The organism is Desulfovibrio sp. SGI.169 (assembly GCF_050313595.1).
GTDB lineage: Bacteria > Desulfobacterota > Desulfovibrionia > Desulfovibrionales > Desulfovibrionaceae > Desulfovibrio.
The window spans coordinates 1-16,973 of record NZ_JBNPLS010000014.1; the positions used below are offsets into that span (position 1 = coordinate 1).

Consider the following 16,973-nt stretch of genomic DNA (forward strand, 5'->3'; position numbering starts at 1 on the left):
CTGACGCCTGCCCCGGATCGCGAGGAATGGCCGCTTACCTTCAGCGAGCGCCAGATGGCCACGGAACAGGGGCTGACGCCGGATTCTGTGGCCTATAACGTCAACCTGGCCTTCCTCATGGAAGGGGCGCTGGAGAGCGCGCGCCTGAAACAGGCGTTGGCGGTGCTGGCACGCAAGTACCGCATCTTGCGTTCCTTCTACCCGCTGCGCAACGGCGCGCATGTCCGCTGTCTTCTTCCAGAAGACATGGAGATGCCCTTTGAACTGGAGAGCTGCGCGGAAGCGGAAGCGCCAGCGCGCATAAAGGAACGCAATACGCCATTTGACCTGGGCCACGGGCCGCTTTTCCGCGTGACTGTTTTCAGAATCGGGCCGGAGCGGCACATACTGCATTTCCTTTTCCACCACATCATCGTGGATGGCCTGAGCGTCGAGCCTTTGCTCACGACCCTCATGCAGGCGTACGCCAATGGCGCTCTGCCGGAAGAGGCAAAAACGGTTCGCCCCGATTACCTGGATTTTGCCGTGCTCCAGGCAAGCGAACCGGAACCGGCCCCGGACTTTTTCAAAAGCATGTTCGCGGACGGCGTTCCGGAAAACGAAATGCCCACAGTTCCCTCACGCCCGGAGATACTGCCCTGTCCCAACGCCTCTGCCAACCGCGCCGTTTCTTTCACCGGGCTGGAACAGCGCGCGCGAATGCTTGGCGTTACGCCCTATGCCGTGATGCTGTCCGCGCTGGCGCTGACCCTCGGCAAATATTGCGGAAACGATGACGTGACCCTGGGGGCGGCCATGAACTGCCGCCATCTGCCTGAAACGGTCGCCATGCCGGGCATGTTTGTCAATATCCTGCCCATGCGCCTGCATATCGCGGCGGGGGCGGGGCTGCATGAGCATATACGCAAAACAGGCGAACTTGTTGAGAAAGTGCGGGCCAACAGCGGCTGCCCCTTTTCAAGTCTTGTCCCGTTGCTCGCCCCGGACCGCAGCTCTGCCCGCGCGCCCATCTTTGACGTGCTGGTCAATTATCTTGAAGAAACCTCCTGCCCCGATCCGGGGGCGTCAGGTTTGCGCATGACCGCTTTCCCCCTGCCTCTCCAGGCGCTGCCCATGGACCTCACCCTGGAGCTGCGGCATTGCGGGGACGCATTGCAAATGAAGCTGCTTTATTCCACGGATCTCTATGACCGGGAAATCGCGGAAGGCATGCTGGAGCATTACAAGGCCGTCCTGGAACGCATTATCGCCGGCAACGACATGACTCTCGCCGATGCTTCCGAACTTACCGAAGCGCAACGCCGCCAGATTCTGGAAGATTTCGCGGGCAGGGATACAGGCCCGGAATCCGGCAAGACCGTTGTGGACGCCTTCCGCGACATGGCCCGGAAGCATCCGCAACGCCGTGCGGCAGCCCTTGGCGACGATTTTCTCACCTATGCCGGTCTTGACAGTCTCAGCGACCTCCTCGCCCGCAGGCTGGCAGACAGGGGCCTGCGCAGGGGCCGGGTCGCCGGCGTCATCGTCAAGCGCGGCCTCATGATGCCGGTCGGGGCCCTGGGCGTTCTCAAATGCGGCGCGGCCTATCTGCCGCTGGACCCCAGTTATCCGGCGGAGCGACTGGAATACATGCTGGCCGATTCCGGGGCCGATTTGCTTATCGCCGATCATGATTTGCTCGACAAGGTTCCCGGATTCAGGGGCGCAATTATGGACGCGGACGAAATACTCGCCACGCGCGCCCATTCGCCCGCTTTGGAGAAGGGGGATTTGCCGCCTGCGCCGCTGCCTGGCGACCTGCTGACCCTCATCTATACGTCGGGCACTACCGGAAAGCCCAAAGGCGTTATGATTTCGCACGCCAACCTTGCGACATTCTGCAACTGGTATGCGCGCCATTACGAACTGACGCCGGCTGACGTCGTGGCCGCCTACGCCAGCTTCGGCTTTGACGCCTGCCTGATGGACATGTACCCCGCGCTTGCCCAGGGGGCCTGCATCCAGATCATTCCCGAAGAAATGCGGCTCGATTTGCCCGGCCTGAACTCGTGTTTTGAGAAATACGGCGTGACGCTGGCCTTCCTCACGACCCAGCTGGGCCGCCAGTTCGCGGCAAGCATGGTCAACACCGGGCTTCGCGCGCTGGTCACAGGCGGCGAAACGCTGACGCCGCTGGATCCGCCGAAAAATTTCGCTTTCGATAATGCCTACGGGCCAACGGAATGCACGATAATCACCACCATCTTCCGCATGTCGCGACGTTATGACCGTGTGCCGCTGGGAAGGCCAGTGGACGACATGCGCCTTTACATAGTGGACAAACAGGGCAGACTGGCGCCCGTGGGCGCCGCGGGGGAACTCTGCATCGCCGGGCGACAGGTGGCTCTGGGCTATCTGAACCGCCCGGATCTCACAGCGGAAAAATTTACGCCCAACCCCTTCGACAACCGGCCAGGCTATGAACACATCTATCATACCGGCGACATGGCCCGCCTGTTGCCGGACGGAAATCTGGATTTCATGGGCCGCAGGGACTTCCAGGTCAAAATACGCGGCTTTCGCGTGGAACTGACGGAAATAGAGGGCCGCATCCGCCAGCATCCAGATGTGGAGGATGCGGCAGTCGTGGCCGTGGATGCCCCGGGAGGGGGGAAATGCGCCGCGGCCTATGTTGTCATGCGCGATGGCAAAAAGCTTGATGCCGAGCGCCTTGACGCCTTCATCGCGGAAGAGCTGCCGCCGTATATGATTCCGTCCGCCACTACACAGCTTGAGGCGATTCCTCTCAATCCCAATGGCAAGGTTGACCGCAGAAGATTGCCGCCCCCGGATTTTGCGGCGCCAGCGGCGGACGCCCCTGCGGAATGCGCCGCGCAGCCTGAAAACCTGCTTACAGGCGCGGTGCGCGAGGTTGTTGCCGCCGTCCTCGGTCATACGCAATTCAGCCGGTGTTCAAACCTGCTGCGAGCCGGGCTTGCCTCTCTTTCCGCGATAAGGCTTGCGGCCTTGCTCGATGAGCGCTTTGGGGCCGCTCCAGCCGTACGGGAGATAATGGCCGACCCTACGCCGCTGGGCATTGAAAATGCGCTTATCCGCTCCTTGCTCGCAAAAGGGCAGGCCGCGCCGCAGGACACGCCTGAAACGCCCGCCGGCGACAATGCGCCATGGCCTTTGGCCGCCAACCAGCTCGGCATTTATTTTGACTGCGTGAAGCGCCCCGACACGCTTGCCTACAATGTGCCTTTCAGTCTCGACTTGCCGTCGGGCGTTGATGCGGCGCGGCTTGCAGAGGCGCTCCGGGCGGTGGTTGCCGCCCATGACGCCCTGAATGTGCGCGTGGAGACCCTTGACGGCCGCGTATGCGCCGTTCCGTTGCGTCAGCAGGTGGAGATACCGTGCCTTCATGCCGAAACTGCCGAAATCGCGCATCGCCGCGCATCATTCGCGCGCCCGTTCGACATGTTCAAGGGGCCGCTCTGGAGGGCGGAAGTCATTGACAGCGGCAAAGGCGTCACCCTGCTCTGGGATGCCCATCATCTGGTCTTTGATGGCGCATCGCTGGATATTTTGCTGCATTCCCTGGCTGTCTGCTATGAAACCGGCGCTCTGCCTCCAAGGCTTCTCGAAAAACTCTCAATGCGGGATTGGGCGCTGCAGGCGGCAGCCCAGGAAAACGGAGAGCAACGGCAGAAAGACAGAGAATGGATCAGCGGCCTGTTTCAGAATTTTGAGGCCGCCAGTCAAATCCCCCCCCGATCTTCCCCTCCAGGAAAAGCGGAGCAAACTGGCCGAAACAGTTCAGCCGCTGGACAGGGAGGCCATGGAAAACTTCTGCCGGGCCAATGGGTTCACGCAGGCGGCCCTTTGTTTCGCCGCCGTGTGCTATGCCGTTTGCCGCTGGACGCAGGGCAACGATGCGTGGCTCTCCGCCATCAGCAGCGGAAGGAGCGACCCCCGCCTGCGCGCCACGATCGGGATGTTCGTCCAAACGGTTCCCCTGGGCGTCAGCCTGGGCGAAAACATGAGCAGGATGGCCTATGTCCGCTCCGTGCAGGGCAGTCTGAACGAAGCCATTGTCCACGAAGAATATCCCTATGCGTCGGTTTGCGAGGAATACGGCTTTGCCCCCCACATCATGTACGCCTGCGAACTGGGCATAGCCGCCACGGCGCAGTTTGACGGCAAGGCGGCGGTCATGACGCCCCTGGCCATGCCGGAACCCAAATTTGATCTTTCGATCCATGTGGAAGAGCGAGACGGCAAACCTGTTTTCGCGGTGCAGTATGACAGCGCGCTCTATTCGGCCTGGATCATGGATCGCTTTGCCGACACGCTGGGCATGGCATTGGCGGGCATCCTGGCCCGGCCTGATGAACCCGTGCGAACCCTCTCCCTCGTTTCTCCGCAACAGGAGAAGCTTCTGGAAAGCATCAACGATACGAGCTTCCCCCTGGATGAAATGGCGCTGCACCGCAAATTTGAAGCCCAGGCGGCGCGGTGGCCCCATCGCGCGGCACTTGTCGCGGATGAGGGAAGATATGAGTATGCGGCTCTCAATGCCGCCGCCAACCGTCTGGCGCATGGCCTGCTGGCCCTGGGGCTTCAGCCCGAGGAGCGCGTGGCCTTCGCGCTGCCCCGCACAGGCAGAATCATTGTGGCCATGCTGGGCATTCTCAAGGCCGGGGGGCCTATATTCCGCTTGATCCTGAATATCCCGCAGAACGCATCTCCCATGTGCTGGAAGACAGCGGGGCGCGTTTCATCATCACAGACGGCGGAAGCGGCGACATCTGCCCCGGAGGAAGCGCAACCGTCCTGAACTTTGAAGAGGTGGGCAAAAACCGGCCGGAAAGCAATCCGAACGTCAGCGTCGTGAACCGTGACGTAATAACTCTGAAGGAAATTGCGGGATAAGTCGGGAAAAGGCGGGATATATCGGAACGGCGTTTGTAATGGGATTACACACTGTGTAATGAAAAGGCGGGGGACGATCCCCGCCTTTTCTCATTCTTTTCCATTCGTCAGGCCGGAGCCGACATGCCCTTAGCGGCTGCCTTGAGCTCCCCGCTGGCCCGGAATACGGGCACGATGCAGGCCGGAATTTCCAGCGTCTCGCCCGTGCGGGGATTGCGCCCCTGCCGGGCGCGGCGTTTTTTGATTTCCAGTCTGCCAATGCCCGTCAGCGGCACGGAGTCACCGCTGGCGAGTGCCTGCTGCGCGATCATTCCCAAGGCGGCCAGAAATACCTCGGTATCAGCCTTGACAATGTTCCTCCCGGACTCCCGCACGGTGTGTGTCAGTTCATTGATGAGTTCTGCTTTGGTCATTGCTGTTTCCCTTCCTTTTTGTTTCCAGTTCCAAGAAAACCGCTCCCAACGCCAGACTGATAGCCTTCCTTAATCTCTCCATGAGCTTATCCCTTATGGGATTCAGACGGCTGTCAACCGCCACCTGTAACGAATAGTTGGCCTCATCAGCGGAACTTGATGGCAAGCATGATATGTTGATCATCCAGAGCAATTTTACCGCATTTTACGTTCATGTCATCCTCACGCCCGGCAGGGAAGCCTGCCGCTGTCGCCGGCGCATGCGTTCCTTGTTGACGATCTCATAGATCTGCTTTGTGGACAGCCTGTACCGGGCCGCAAGCTCGTGGACGTTATCGCCTTTGAAAGCGGCGTAGATGCGGGCATTCCTGCGTTTGCGGTCGAAAGGAAAGTACACCTGCTGGCCACCGAAAGTGTCGGCAATAATGTCCGTGACGCGACGGCCCAGCCCCTGAACGCCTTTGCTTGCCTCCTGATCCACGATGGCGGCAATCGTTTCCAGAATCTCCGCCGCACGGTCACTGAACACGCCCATTGCGCGCCTCTGTGACCAGATTGCCGTCAAGGACTGGCGGCGGATTTTCATCCTGAAGGATGGAAAGACAGACCGCGCGTTTCTTTGGATCGTCACAGCGGTCAAACCACTGTTTCAGGATTTCGATCATGGCCTGGCACTGTTTGACGGTGGCATCCTCCAGTGTGCGGCCCGTGAAGCGCCGCATGCAGGAGGCAAGCGCCTTTTCCGAACGGTCGCGCACGATGCCGCAGTCTGCCATTGTCAGCCAGAGCGCGCGTATCTTCTTCGCCTGCGGATCACTGATCAGGCGCTTGCCCTTGTGCGTGGGCTTCTTTTGAAAGCCCTTGCGCTTCATCTCTTCAATGACGCGCCATTGTTCCTTCGGCGTCATTCTTGAGCAGGAATCCTTGCCCGTGAGGTCGATAAGCAAGGCGCGATAGGTGTCATCATCCAAGCCTAGCTGAATCTTGGCCACATGGATCATGCCGATGAGCCTGGACATTGCGGACTCCTATGCGGGTACGGTCGATGTGTCGGCCAGTTCCGCCTCGTTGAGCTCGTAGAAGAAGTCATCGGACTGCGCGAGCTTGCAGCCCACCTCGGCCAGCATGTCGGCGGGCAAGGCGCGGAGCTTGTCCTTGTCCACTTCCTGCTTGATGCGCACGGCGTCGAGGCCCCTGTCCTGAATGAGGGTAAGGATGCGCTCCCAGGTGAACTTGCGATTGAGAGGTTTGACGGATGTGGAGGAGCGGAAGCCGATGGTGCCGAAGTCGAGCACAAGCGACTTGCGCGTCTTGAAAAGCTCCTCCCTGCGGTTTTGGGCGAACTGGACAAGAATCTGTTCGCGCTCGGCGATGCGCTGCCGGTGCGGCTCGCACTCCTGGGCGCAGCGGGCTTTGAGCTCGGCCACGCCCTCCTTGAGGGAAAGCTCGGCAAGGTCGATGGCGCGGCGGGACGCGGCGATTTCCGCGAGAACGGCGTCGGCGTCCTCCAGCGTGGAGATGGCGGGAATCTGCGGTACGGGTTTAACGCGTTTCATAATGCCTCCCAGAGTTATAAATCAAAGCCCCATCGCTATGCGCGCACCTGCCGCACGACATCTGCCGTGACCAGCCGTTCCCCCATGCCCGCGGCCAGGTTCATGGCCGCCGTGGCGTAGTTGCTGATGGCCAGCGGATAGCCCATGTACACGCCGTGGCCTGATCTGTCGCGCGCCACCATCAGCCTGTCCCGCAACGCCTCCAGGGCCTCGTCCTCGAATACGCTGTGAATATCGGCCCCCGCGCGGCTGAAACGGTGCTCCAGAAATTCGGCGGGCTTCTTGATGGGTTCCAGGCGAACGGGAACGCAACGCTGCACGACTTCCCGCACATCGCTCTGTGTGCTGCCGAGCTTGTCCATCAACTCGGTCTGGCCGATGAGGATGATGGACAGCAGGCGCTTCATGCCGTCCTTCAGTTCCCAGAAACGTTTGAGGCATTTCAGGGTATGGGCGTTCAGGTCATGCGCCTCCTCAATGATCAGCACATGGCGCATCCCGGCCCGGTTGGATTCCTTCAGTATCTGATGGAGCCGCCTGTCCCGCACTTCCTGGCTGCGCGGGATGGTAGTCCCCGGCGCCAGCGTGGCAATGATGGCCTCCGCGATATGCCGGGCCACCATAGGCTTGCCGTCGCGGCCGCCGGTCATGCTCAAGGTGTAGGGCTCGATGATGACCACTCCGTCGCCGTCTGCCCGCAGACGCTCGATCAGGTCTTCCCGCAGGGTCGACTTCCCGGAGCCGGATTCACCCACAACGGCCATGAAATTGCCGTTGGTGGCCGCGTCATACATGAACTCGCGCACATAGCGGCTTTCCGGCGAAAAATAGACATCCTCCGGGCTTTGCGGATCGTCGAACGGATCGCGCATGAGCTTGAAATGCTGCCGCGCCCGCGCGGTCAAAAGCTGTTTCCGCAATATCATTTCATCATCTCCCGTGTCGGTTTGTGCTTGTACTGGAGAACCTGGCGCCGGAGCGGAAGCCGTGACGGTTGTTCGGGCGGATTCGGCCAGCGCGGACTCGATCCTTTCAGGGGCAACATCGCGTTCTCGCAGCCACGCGGCGAGCTTGGCCCGGATGGCGGCCCAGTGCCGGGGAGTAGGCCGCCCGTTGCAGAGCCGGTTGATAGTGGTCACGGGCAGGCCGGTGTCCCTCGCCACCGCCCTCTGTCCCACGCCCATTTCCGACAGCAGCATCTTCAGTTGGCGCATGCCATGCCTCCGTCAAAATGCGTGATGGTAGCCGCCCGCGGCGCGAAGCGGGCCATGATGGCCTCCGCGAGTTCCGGGAGGGCGGATTCCGGCACCTGCCGGGGATAGCGCGCCCGAATCAGGTCATTGCAGCCCACCGGATCCGCCGCCCACGCCTCGCCGCACATCTCCATCAGCCGATTTGCCGCCTGCGCCCGATTGAGCGGCACAGGCGCGGCGGTCTTGCCTTCCACGTCCAGGGCACGGCCGGAGCGCCGCAGGTACTGCGGGGCCTCGCGCACATCGGCCATAGCGTCCATGTCCGCAAAGGGCTGCCGATTGCGGGCCTTGTGCGCCCGCTCGGCCTCTTCCAGATCGTCCGTGCCGTAGGCGCGCTTCTTGATCTCCTGGAGGCGTTGCTCGGCGGCGATCCGCGGCAGGCGGCGGTACTCCTCGCCGATGACCGGGGCCGTGATGTCCCGCCCAGCCTCGTCCTTTTCAATGGGCGGCACCTCAAAGCGCAGTTCCGTCCCGTCCGGCATGGCCTTGATGACCATGACGGCCGGGGCGCGGAAGGGATTGAGCCGCACGGTCACGCTGTCGCCGGAGGAAAGCCCGTGATAGCCGAGCTCGCGCAGGTCATATTCCCGGACGCCATGCGAGCGCGTGTCCACACTGATGCGGAAGCGGTTGTCGATCTGGCGGCGCTCGTCCTGCCAGTGGGCAATGGCCTCCAGCACCGGGCGCTCCACCGTCCGCAACTGCGTGTCCGTGATGCCCACCCAAAGCTGGTTGCGCGGTTTGCGCGCCCTGGTGAGAATGGCGTGGGCATTGAAATGCCGCCGCCAGCGGTCGGCCTGCGCCTGCAATTCCGCAAGCGACGGCGTATCCATGAAGCGCAATCGGCTCTCGAATCCGGTCTCCACAAGGTTTTGCGCCACTTCCACGGCGCCGGTGGCGCGGGCGTTGCCCGCCTCGTGCCAGAGCGGCTCTATCTCCAGATCGCGCAGGAACTGCACCACCAGAGAGGACTTGTTGCCGCTGCCCTTGTCCATGAAGAGGCGCAGCGGCGCGCCGTGCATGGGGTCACGCGGCCCCCTGTCGCTGATGGCCTCCACCAGTGTGGTAATGACGCCGCGCGCGTCCTCGCCTTTTGCCTGCTCATAATGCAGGAACAGGCAGCCGCTGAAGTGGTCGGCCACCACATAGCGGATGATGCGCTGCCCCGCGATTTCTATGAGCTTGCCGGGCTTGTGCGCGTTATAGTCCCGCTCATTGATGAGCCGCACGGCATCCTGCCCGCGCATGCGGTAGAGGACGCAGACCGAGGCGTCCAGTTCCCAGACGTGATTCGGATGCAGGCTGCGCATCTCCACCGCCGGGCGCGCCGCGCCGAGTTGGTCGGGATGGCAGCAATGCCTGCGCATGGCCCGTGAAAGCGTCTCCTTGCTTGGCATGGTCACCTCTCCCGTTTCGGCGTCGACAACGCCCAGCCCGTTGGCCGCCAGGCGTTCCCGCGCCGCCGTGATGGTGGTGATGCGCTTGCCGCCCTGGCGCTGACCCAAATGCACAAGGCCGCCCGCCAGCATGGCAAGCTCCGCGCTGACGCAGGTCTCTCCCTTGTCCGCCCTGGTCTTGCGGCCGCTGCGCCAGCCCGTGTATCGGTTCAGCAGCGCATAGACGGTTTTGCTGCTCCGCCCCAGAGTCTCCGCCGCCCGCGCCACCAGGGCGGCGCGCTCGCCGCCGCTGGGCGGGGCGGCGGCAAGCGCCTGGGCAAGATCGTGCAGATAGCTCTGCTGGGCGGCGGAAAGCGGCATGGCGCTACTCCGCTCCGTTCCCGGCCCGCGGCTCGTCTTCGCCGGGCAGTTCAAAGCGCGCCCGCAGGTCGACATCAATGCCGGCTCTCAACACCATATTCGCCACGGTATCCATGAGCTGGCCGACTCTCTCGTGCACATACGCGCAGGATTCCTCCGTGATGCGGTCGTCGGTCAGCATGGTGGCACAATGGCCGATGAGTTCCACGACAGCCAGAAAAACCTGCTGATACTTTTTATCCACACCTTCCCGCGCCCCAGCGTTGATGTCGTTCAAGGCCTTTTGCTGATCGTCCGGGGCCATGCTGGTCAGGCGGTTGATCTTTTCCTCCAGAGCGTCCAGACGCTCGCCCTTGTCCTTGCTGACCTTTTCCTTGGCGGCCAGCGTTTCCTCCATCTCCTTTTTTTCGACCTTGGCCCTGGCCAGTTCCAGCTTCAGTTCCGCGAGTTTGTCCTTCATCGCCTCCGGGCCGTCGGCGGCGTCCACTTCGGCCAGGATGGCCTCGCGCTCCGCGGGCGGCAGTTCCGCGATGCCTTGCCGCAGCAGGCGCAGATCGCGGTAGCCGAGATTGAGGGTCTCGGCTGTAGCCATGAAGGATTCGCCGAGAAGGGTGAGGTTTTGGAGATCCTCATAGACCTTGCCGCGTGACAGGCCAATATAAGAGCATAAATCCTCAAACGTATTAAGGTGAAGGCTCTGTCCATGGCGATCCGTGACAGTAATACCTTTGTAATCTCCGCTCTGTTTGCGCTCGGCCAGCCACTTGAGCCGGGCGAGGCCTGTAAACTGGCTTATCAGGTCAAACGCCTGGAACATGCCTAGCCCTTGAGCGAGGGAAAGACTCTGCGCCAGTTCCGCCTTGGGCATGGTCAGGCTCTGTGCCCGCAGGTCAGCCACCACCGGCGCGGCCGCCTGTTCGGCAAGCGCGGCCTCGGCGTTGCGGGAATCATCAGGGGCCGCGTCCAGCGGCCTGCGCCCGCGGCGGGGCGCGGCGGTTTCGATGGTGATATTGGGCAGGTCATTCATTGCATCACTCCTTACGGCAGCATCTGGCGCGCCTGGGCCGTCACGCGCATTTCAAAGTTGCGCCCGCGCTCGGCCAGATCGCTCATATACAGTTGATACATCTTCATCAGCGCCACCGGCTTCTCGCTGATGGCCCAGCGGCCGTTGTCCAGTTTGCGGACCCAGCCCGCCTCTTCCAGTGTCCGGAGGTCGCGGCAGACGTTGGCGCCGGAATATCCCGTGGCGCTGACGATCTCCTTGTTGCTCATGCCGTCCAGCACGGCGCGGAAGAGGGCCTCGGTGATCCTGAGCGCCCGCACGGCGGCATTATCCGTTTTTTGCACCATGCCTACCTCCACCACTTCGGCCGCGCCACTACCTCAAAGGGCTCGCCCTTGTTCGCGGCCTCCTCGCCGGGCAGCCTGATCTGATTGCAGGGCAGGCCGAGCCTGCGGGCATGGTCGAGCTCGGCGGCCACGCCCACGCTCTCGCGGATGCCGTCCAGCATGAGCACCACCAGGGCGTCGGACATTTCCAGCATCCGCAGGCACGGCTCGCGCCATACCTGGAAATCGCCTGCCAGGTCTCCGGGCTCCCCGTCGGCCTTGATGATGGCATGCCCCATGGAGAGCGGCGAAACCACGCTCCAGCCCGCCCGCATGAGCCATGCCGCGCACTCGCTGGCAAGATTCGCGCGTGCCGCGCGTTTTGCGGGTTCCGGGTGACTGTAGGAAGTGGCCAGATAGAGCAGGATCGGGCGGTCCATATCCAGGGCCTGCGTGGCGTCCGCCAGGCCGACAGGTTCCACAAACCGGAGGTTCCCGGAGTTCAGGTCAGATTCCGGGATAAACCCTTCATGGGGCCGGTCACAGGTCGGGCAGCGCCATTCAACGGTCAGTTGGAACTCGCCCCCGCCGTAATCGTTGCCGCGGCGGGCGATGGCGCACACGGCCCAGTCCGGCGGCAGGCGCGGCCCTTCGGGACAGTGACGGGGGAACCTGGCCACGCGCGCCAGTTTGCCCACATAGTCCTTTTTGAACCTGGGCGGCTCCACTTCGCGCCACTCGATAAGGCAATCGGGATTGCACAAACGCATGCCTACGCCTCCTCCGGGATCAACAGCCCGTTGACCTGTCCGGCCAGGCCCAGCAACTGGCCCCGGATAAGCCGAACCTCCAGCCACACTCCCTCATCAACGCGCCCGGCAAGCTCCGCAAGGTCGTCCGCGCGGGCCACTAGGTCTTGCGCCAGCGGCGAATCGTATTGCCTTTCTTCTCTGGGCCTGCTATCAGTTCTTTCAAACATGGATTCATCTCCCGTGTTTTGGATGGCGGTGTCTGTTGCAGCGGGTGCCGCCGTTTCTTTTCTCGGCCATTACACGGCCTCCCGCTCTGCCTCGCCTGTTTTGATGCCCAGCAGCACGGCTATGTCGTGCGCCGTCCCGAACTTGCCGCGGTTGCGCCCGGAGAGCACGTCATAGACGTGTCGGGGCCGCAGGCCATTGGCCCGCGCCCAGCCGGCAATGGTGAGGCCCTGGGCCTCCAGTTCGCGCCGCGCCTCGTCAGGCGTCCGCAGCCGCTTTTTCCTGGCCATGTGTCCTCCTTGTTGTCTGTGGGCCCCGGCTTGCGTCAGCCGTTGGCGAGTCTTCGAGCCTTACGGATGACGACAGCCTATGCTGTGCCGTGCCGGGGAACGTCCGGCCGAGGTAGGAAGCCGAATTCGCCGTTGCGCCTTGCCCGGTCGATGCCCTCCGGGGTCTCCACGGTCGCGGGAGCGGCGGCAAGTGGCCGCTGGAAAATTATGCGCTCCGCCGTCTTGTGCCGCCGTCCGCCTTCCTGTAGGAAAAAGAAAAATGTCGGCGGAAATCGGCGGACGTCATGGATAATTTTTATATCCACATAACGAAAACGTCAAGAAAAAATATAAAAAAATTATCCAGGCGGTAGGTATGGCTTTTCCAGAAAACTTTGGAGACAGACTTTTTGAAATACGGGGGCGGCGGTCTAGGGTCACTTTTGCCCGCCAATACGGTATCCATGAACAGAGTCTTATCCGATATGAAAAAAATCAGAGGATTCCAGATAATAATTTTATACGCAAAATTCTAGATGGAGAAGGCGTCTCTGAGGAATGGCTTATCAACGGACAAGGGCCAAAGTATATCTCACAACCTCCGACGGTCGGAGATTGTGGTGAGAATAAAAAACTTCAACCTACTGAAATAAATAAAATAAAAGAATATTCGGCCTCCGACGTCGGAGGTTGCGAAACAGATTTAATACGCACATTGCACGAAAATGCTGCTCTCTTGCGCGAAAACGGTGATCTCCGCGTGGAGGTGGAGCGCCTGAAAAACCAGTTGAACCAGGCCAAGGAAGGCAGACCGAATGATGACGCTCTGTTCGCCAGACTGGTGCAGGAAAACAAGGATCTGCGCGCCCGGCTCAAGGCGTTTGAGCTTGCCGGGATGGTCGCTCCACCCATGACGGATATAGCGCAAAATGGACTGCCTGAACGGGAATAGGAGGGCATGATGTCGGTGATATTCATTTGTGGAATACATGGGGCGGGGAAAACGACTTTTGGGAGGAAATTATCGGAACGTATCGGCCTGCCGCATTTTTCCTCAAGTGACCTCATCAGAAAAAAGACCCCCGCCGCACTTCCGACAGCAACCGGAGAAAAACGCGTTAGCAACAGTGACCAAAATCAAGCAACCCTCATTGAGGCTGTCAACGAAATCCATGAAAAATGTCCTGTCATAATTCTTGACGGTCATGCCACTATTCTCGATCCGGGAGGTGTCCCCGTCCCCATAGATAAACAAATTTTTCAAAGCCTTGATGTTTGCGCGTTGATTTTTCTGGATGTTGCTGTGAAGAAAATTGCGGAACAACTTGAAAGGCGGGATGGGAAGCACCCTGCTCTTGAGTTACTATCTAGGCATAGGAAAGCCGAACGTGCCCATGCTCAAACAGTGGCAGAAAGCTTACGTTGTCTCTTTCGTGCGATAGATGGCAGTGAAGAAAGTCTAAATAAGGTAGTAAAGGACTTAACTCAAAACTTGGGGGGGGTATGTCCGAGCCAGTTATAAGCGTGAAGAAGTTTAAAGACGTAAATATTGATGACCCCTTTTTTGAAAGCCTGAAAGGGGCCTATAATGAATTCCCGGACTGGTTCGCCCGGAAGGCGGACGAAGATGCCTACGTTTCCTACTCCCCATCTGGTGGCTTGCATGCTTTCTTGTACCTCAAGCCGGAGAAAGGGCCAATCACGGATATTGAACCACCTCTGGACGTTCCTGCCTGCCTTAAGGTGGGGACATTTAAGGTGGATGCCCACGGCACAAAGCTGGGGGAGCGTTTTGTCAAAATCATTGTGGATACGGCCCTGGCCCAAGGACTGCCCGTTGCCTATCTTACGATTTTTCCTGAGCATGAACCGCTTATCCGCATTCTGGAAACCTTCGGTTTCACGAAACGGGGAACGAAACCTGGCCCCAACGGCACGGAAGACGTTTATGTCAAGGATATGCGAGAGTTGACGGGCAACCTGCTCCTAGACTATCCCATTGTGGATAGCAGAGGGCATAAAAAATGGATGATGTCCATTTACGCAGATTACCACACAGACCTTTTCCCGGATTCAATCTTAAGAACGGAACGTCCGACTATGCTCCAGGACACAAGCCATACAAACGGCATTCATAAAGTATATGTAGGAGCATATCGGGACTTTCCCCAAGTTTCTTCCGGCGATTGCCTTGTCATCTATCGCTGCGTGGAAAGAGACAGTAACAAGCCAGCTTGGTATGGCTCAGTAGCGACATCCCTTTGTGTGGTGGAAGAAATCCAACCGGCGCGCTCCTTTGGCTCTGCCGAAAAGTTTATTACATACTGCAAAAAATATAGCGTTTTTGATGAGGCTAAGCTACGTTCTCTTTATCCAAAAACTGGAATGTACGCTGTATTGATGACATATAATCTGGCCTTTCCGCGACGTCCCACGCTCGGGTCATTGGTCGAAGCGCGTGCGGTTCCACACCCCAGTGAGGGGCATTACATGGGATTCCTGCCTCTCTCGGACGACGCGTTCAAAAAGATCTTAGAACTCGGAGGCATCCGTGAGGGCTATGTTATCTATTAAGCCGGAATTCGCAGAAAAAATTTTTTCCGGCGAAAAGGGATTCGAGTTCCGCAAGGTGGCTTTTCGGCGCGATGTAACAACCGTCGTTGTCTATGTGACGTCTCCCGTGGCAAAGATTGTAGGGGAGTTCGAGATTGCCCAAATCCTGGAGGGCAAGCCATACGACCTTTGGTGCCGAACGAAGGAAAAAGCCGGTATCTCCAAGAGATTTTTTTACGAGTACTTCAAGGGCAAAACAAAGGCCATAGCCATTGAAATTGGAAAGATACGGCAATATCCAAAGGCAAAAGACCCCTACGCAGGGGGGAAGAAGTTCACGCCGCCACAGTCTTTCCGTTATCTTTGATAAGGGAATCTGATAGTCTGTCTTCTCCCTGATTTTTTTCACCTCCGTTACAAGAAACCGCCCCAGGGCCACCGTATGGTGGCCCTGCGTGCGGCGGTCGTTACCACATCTCTCTCCCGCTCCGTGTGCTGACGAGCGCCGCGCGCCACATCACAACACGGAGGCGCCATGTCCCTTTTCAAGAAGCTCCTGGCCACACTGCGGCCGCTCTATGATTTCCGCGCCCTGCTTTTGCTCTTCGCCGCCTTCCTCATCGGCGCGGTGACGGACCCCGCGGCCACGCTGGGCCTTGCCGGCTATCTGGCCTATGTCATCGGCATGGCCGGGGCCGCGCTCATGCTTTCCAAAATCCTGATGCCCTACCAGCGCACGAGCCAGCATATCCGTTCCGCGCTCGAAGAGGGCAATGTGGCCTCGGCCCTGGTGGTGCTGGCGCGCGTCATCCTCATCCTCGGCCTGCTCATCACCCTCATGGCCTGGGGCAAGTGATGTCGTCCGCATTGCTGGCGCTGCCGCTCCTGGCGCAGTTGTACCTGCCCATGCTCTGGGAGGAGCATCTGGCCTATACGCCGGACTTCTACGACGCGAGCATTTACGCGGGCCAGGTGGAGCAGGAGACCTGCTACGGCCTCAAGGACAAGCGTTGCTGGAATCCCCGCACCGAGCTCAAGACCAGGCGAGAATATGGCTTTGGCCTCGGACAGTTGACCATCGCTTATGACGCTGCGGGCAAGGTGCGTTTCAACGCCTTTGACGAGGTGCGGCGGCTCCACGCCTCTCTTGAAAGGTGGAAGTGGGAAGAACGCTACGATCCGCGCCTCCAGTTGCGGGCATTGATCCTTAAAAACCGCGCCAACTGGAATGCCCTGCGCGGCTGCGCCACGGACGAGGACAGGGCGGCCATGATGCTCTCGGCCTACAACGGCGGCCTGGGCGGCGTCTTGCAAGACCGGGCCTATTGCGGCCGCGTCAGGGGCTGTGACCAGTCCCGCTGGGCGGGGCATGTGGAGACGCACAGCCGCAAAAGCCGCAAGGGCATGGGAAAAGCCTATGCCGACAAGTCGCCCTACGGCATCAACCGGGCCTATGTCCGCAACGTCATGGGGGAAAAGCGGGCGCGTTACCGCGCCGCCCTGGCGGAACTGGCGGAGGCGCGGCCATGAAGGACATCATCCTCACGCTGGTGCTCGTGATGGTCATCGGCGGCACGATAGCCATCCAGCATCTGCGCATCAATGCGGCCGAGGAGCGCGCCGCCCGGCTGGACGCCGAAGCGCTGGAGCTGCGGGAGGAAGTGGCCCGCTGGAAAGCCGCATATGTCCAGATGAAAACCGGGCAGGAGGCGCTCGCGGCGCAGGCCCAGGCATGTTTCGACCGTGAAGCGGCGGCCCGCGCCGATGCCGACCAGTGGCGGCAGATTTTTGAGAACATGACCCTTCGCAGCCTGGACGCGGAGGAAGCCCGGGGAGTGCCGGACGATGCGACACGCCGCGCCTTGCTGTCTGCTCTTGATCGCCCTCTTTAGAGGACGCCCGCCCCGCACGTCCTGTGCGGGATCGGGCTGTCGCTTGCCGCAAGCGCG

Annotated in this window: 19 protein-coding genes and 1 pseudogene; 9 read left to right on the forward strand and 11 right to left on the reverse strand. The window is 60.4% G+C overall.

Features of this window, described 5'->3' with window-relative positions; translation table 11 throughout:
* Both ACQRA4_RS08440 and ACQRA4_RS08445 read left to right on the forward strand, forming a co-directional pair.
* Positions 1 to 3,762 (forward strand): annotated as a pseudogene (locus ACQRA4_RS08440) (non-ribosomal peptide synthetase); the annotation flags it as partial.
* A gap of 58 nt (positions 3,763 to 3,820) precedes the next feature.
* The gene (locus ACQRA4_RS08445; protein ID WP_427822635.1) at positions 3,821 to 4,819 is read left to right on the forward strand and encodes a condensation domain-containing protein; all 999 of its coding nucleotides are present in this window, start codon (positions 3,821 to 3,823) and stop codon (positions 4,817 to 4,819) included.
* A gap of 202 nt (positions 4,820 to 5,021) precedes the next feature.
* Here ACQRA4_RS08445 and ACQRA4_RS08450 read toward each other — a convergent pair whose 3' ends face one another.
* From ACQRA4_RS08450 to ACQRA4_RS08500, 11 genes are all read right to left on the reverse strand, one after another.
* On the reverse strand, positions 5,022 to 5,327 hold the full coding sequence (locus tag ACQRA4_RS08450) for an HU family DNA-binding protein (RefSeq protein ID WP_427822636.1): 306 nt from the start codon (positions 5,325 to 5,327) through the stop codon (positions 5,022 to 5,024).
* Between the two features lie 211 nt (positions 5,328 to 5,538).
* Positions 5,539 to 5,856: a Mor transcription activator family protein gene (locus ACQRA4_RS08455; protein ID WP_427822637.1), complete on the reverse strand. Its 318-nt coding sequence runs from the start codon at positions 5,854 to 5,856 to the stop codon at positions 5,539 to 5,541.
* Entirely contained in the window at positions 5,846 to 6,346 is a 501-nt protein-coding gene (locus ACQRA4_RS08460) for a gp16 family protein (RefSeq protein WP_427822638.1), read from the reverse strand. The genes ACQRA4_RS08455 and ACQRA4_RS08460 overlap by 11 nt, the downstream gene beginning before the upstream one ends.
* Positions 6,347 to 6,355: 9 nt before the next feature.
* On the reverse strand, positions 6,356 to 6,883 hold the full coding sequence (locus ACQRA4_RS08465; RefSeq protein WP_427822639.1) for a host-nuclease inhibitor Gam family protein: 528 nt from the start codon (positions 6,881 to 6,883) through the stop codon (positions 6,356 to 6,358).
* A 35-nt stretch (positions 6,884 to 6,918) separates the two neighbouring features.
* Positions 6,919 to 8,097, reverse strand: coding sequence for an AAA family ATPase (locus tag ACQRA4_RS08470; RefSeq protein WP_427822640.1), 1,179 nt, complete (start codon positions 8,095 to 8,097; stop codon positions 6,919 to 6,921).
* Complete coding sequence (locus ACQRA4_RS08475) at positions 8,085 to 9,893, reverse strand: hypothetical protein (RefSeq protein WP_427822641.1); 1,809 nt, start codon at positions 9,891 to 9,893, stop codon at positions 8,085 to 8,087. Before ACQRA4_RS08475 ends, ACQRA4_RS08470 begins: the two co-directional genes overlap by 13 nt.
* Positions 9,894 to 9,897: 4 nt before the next feature.
* Positions 9,898 to 10,920 carry a hypothetical protein gene (locus ACQRA4_RS08480; protein WP_427822642.1) on the reverse strand — a complete coding sequence of 341 codons (1,023 nt, stop codon included), beginning with the start codon at positions 10,918 to 10,920 and terminating at the stop codon, positions 9,898 to 9,900.
* Positions 10,921 to 10,931: 11 nt separating this feature from the next.
* Positions 10,932 to 11,246 (reverse strand): helix-turn-helix domain-containing protein, encoded by a 315-nt coding sequence (locus tag ACQRA4_RS08485; protein WP_427822643.1) that lies wholly within the window; start codon positions 11,244 to 11,246, stop codon positions 10,932 to 10,934.
* Between the two features lie 2 nt (positions 11,247 to 11,248).
* Positions 11,249 to 11,995 (reverse strand): DUF1937 family protein, encoded by a 747-nt coding sequence (locus tag ACQRA4_RS08490; RefSeq protein ID WP_427822644.1) that lies wholly within the window; start codon positions 11,993 to 11,995, stop codon positions 11,249 to 11,251.
* A gap of 2 nt (positions 11,996 to 11,997) precedes the next feature.
* Entirely contained in the window at positions 11,998 to 12,204 is a 207-nt protein-coding gene (locus ACQRA4_RS08495) for a hypothetical protein (RefSeq protein ID WP_427822645.1), read from the reverse strand.
* A gap of 69 nt (positions 12,205 to 12,273) precedes the next feature.
* Positions 12,274 to 12,492, reverse strand: a complete 219-nt coding sequence (locus ACQRA4_RS08500; RefSeq protein ID WP_427822646.1) for a DNA-binding protein — start codon at positions 12,490 to 12,492, stop codon at positions 12,274 to 12,276.
* A 355-nt stretch (positions 12,493 to 12,847) separates the two neighbouring features.
* Between ACQRA4_RS08500 and ACQRA4_RS08505 the strand changes: the two genes are divergently transcribed.
* The 7 genes from ACQRA4_RS08505 to ACQRA4_RS08535 all read left to right on the forward strand — a co-directional run bounded on the left by ACQRA4_RS08505 (position 12,848) and on the right by ACQRA4_RS08535 (position 16,916).
* Positions 12,848 to 13,423 carry a helix-turn-helix domain-containing protein gene (locus tag ACQRA4_RS08505; protein ID WP_427822647.1) on the forward strand — a complete coding sequence of 192 codons (576 nt, stop codon included), beginning with the start codon at positions 12,848 to 12,850 and terminating at the stop codon, positions 13,421 to 13,423.
* Between the two features lie 6 nt (positions 13,424 to 13,429).
* Positions 13,430 to 13,993: an ATP-binding protein gene (locus ACQRA4_RS08510; RefSeq protein WP_427822648.1), complete on the forward strand. Its 564-nt coding sequence runs from the start codon at positions 13,430 to 13,432 to the stop codon at positions 13,991 to 13,993.
* Positions 13,975 to 15,045 carry a hypothetical protein gene (locus ACQRA4_RS08515; RefSeq protein ID WP_427822649.1) on the forward strand — a complete coding sequence of 357 codons (1,071 nt, stop codon included), beginning with the start codon at positions 13,975 to 13,977 and terminating at the stop codon, positions 15,043 to 15,045. The genes ACQRA4_RS08510 and ACQRA4_RS08515 overlap by 19 nt, the downstream gene beginning before the upstream one ends.
* The gene (locus ACQRA4_RS08520) at positions 15,032 to 15,391 is read left to right on the forward strand and encodes an ASCH domain-containing protein (protein ID WP_427822650.1); all 360 of its coding nucleotides are present in this window, start codon (positions 15,032 to 15,034) and stop codon (positions 15,389 to 15,391) included. The genes ACQRA4_RS08515 and ACQRA4_RS08520 overlap by 14 nt, the downstream gene beginning before the upstream one ends.
* A gap of 168 nt (positions 15,392 to 15,559) precedes the next feature.
* Positions 15,560 to 15,880, forward strand: coding sequence for a hypothetical protein (locus ACQRA4_RS08525; RefSeq protein ID WP_427822651.1), 321 nt, complete (start codon positions 15,560 to 15,562; stop codon positions 15,878 to 15,880).
* Positions 15,880 to 16,554: a hypothetical protein gene (locus ACQRA4_RS08530; protein ID WP_427822652.1), complete on the forward strand. Its 675-nt coding sequence runs from the start codon at positions 15,880 to 15,882 to the stop codon at positions 16,552 to 16,554. Before ACQRA4_RS08525 ends, ACQRA4_RS08530 begins: the two co-directional genes overlap by 1 nt.
* Positions 16,551 to 16,916: a hypothetical protein gene (locus tag ACQRA4_RS08535; protein WP_427822653.1), complete on the forward strand. Its 366-nt coding sequence runs from the start codon at positions 16,551 to 16,553 to the stop codon at positions 16,914 to 16,916. Before ACQRA4_RS08530 ends, ACQRA4_RS08535 begins: the two co-directional genes overlap by 4 nt.
* Positions 16,917 to 16,973: the final 57 nt, after the last annotated feature.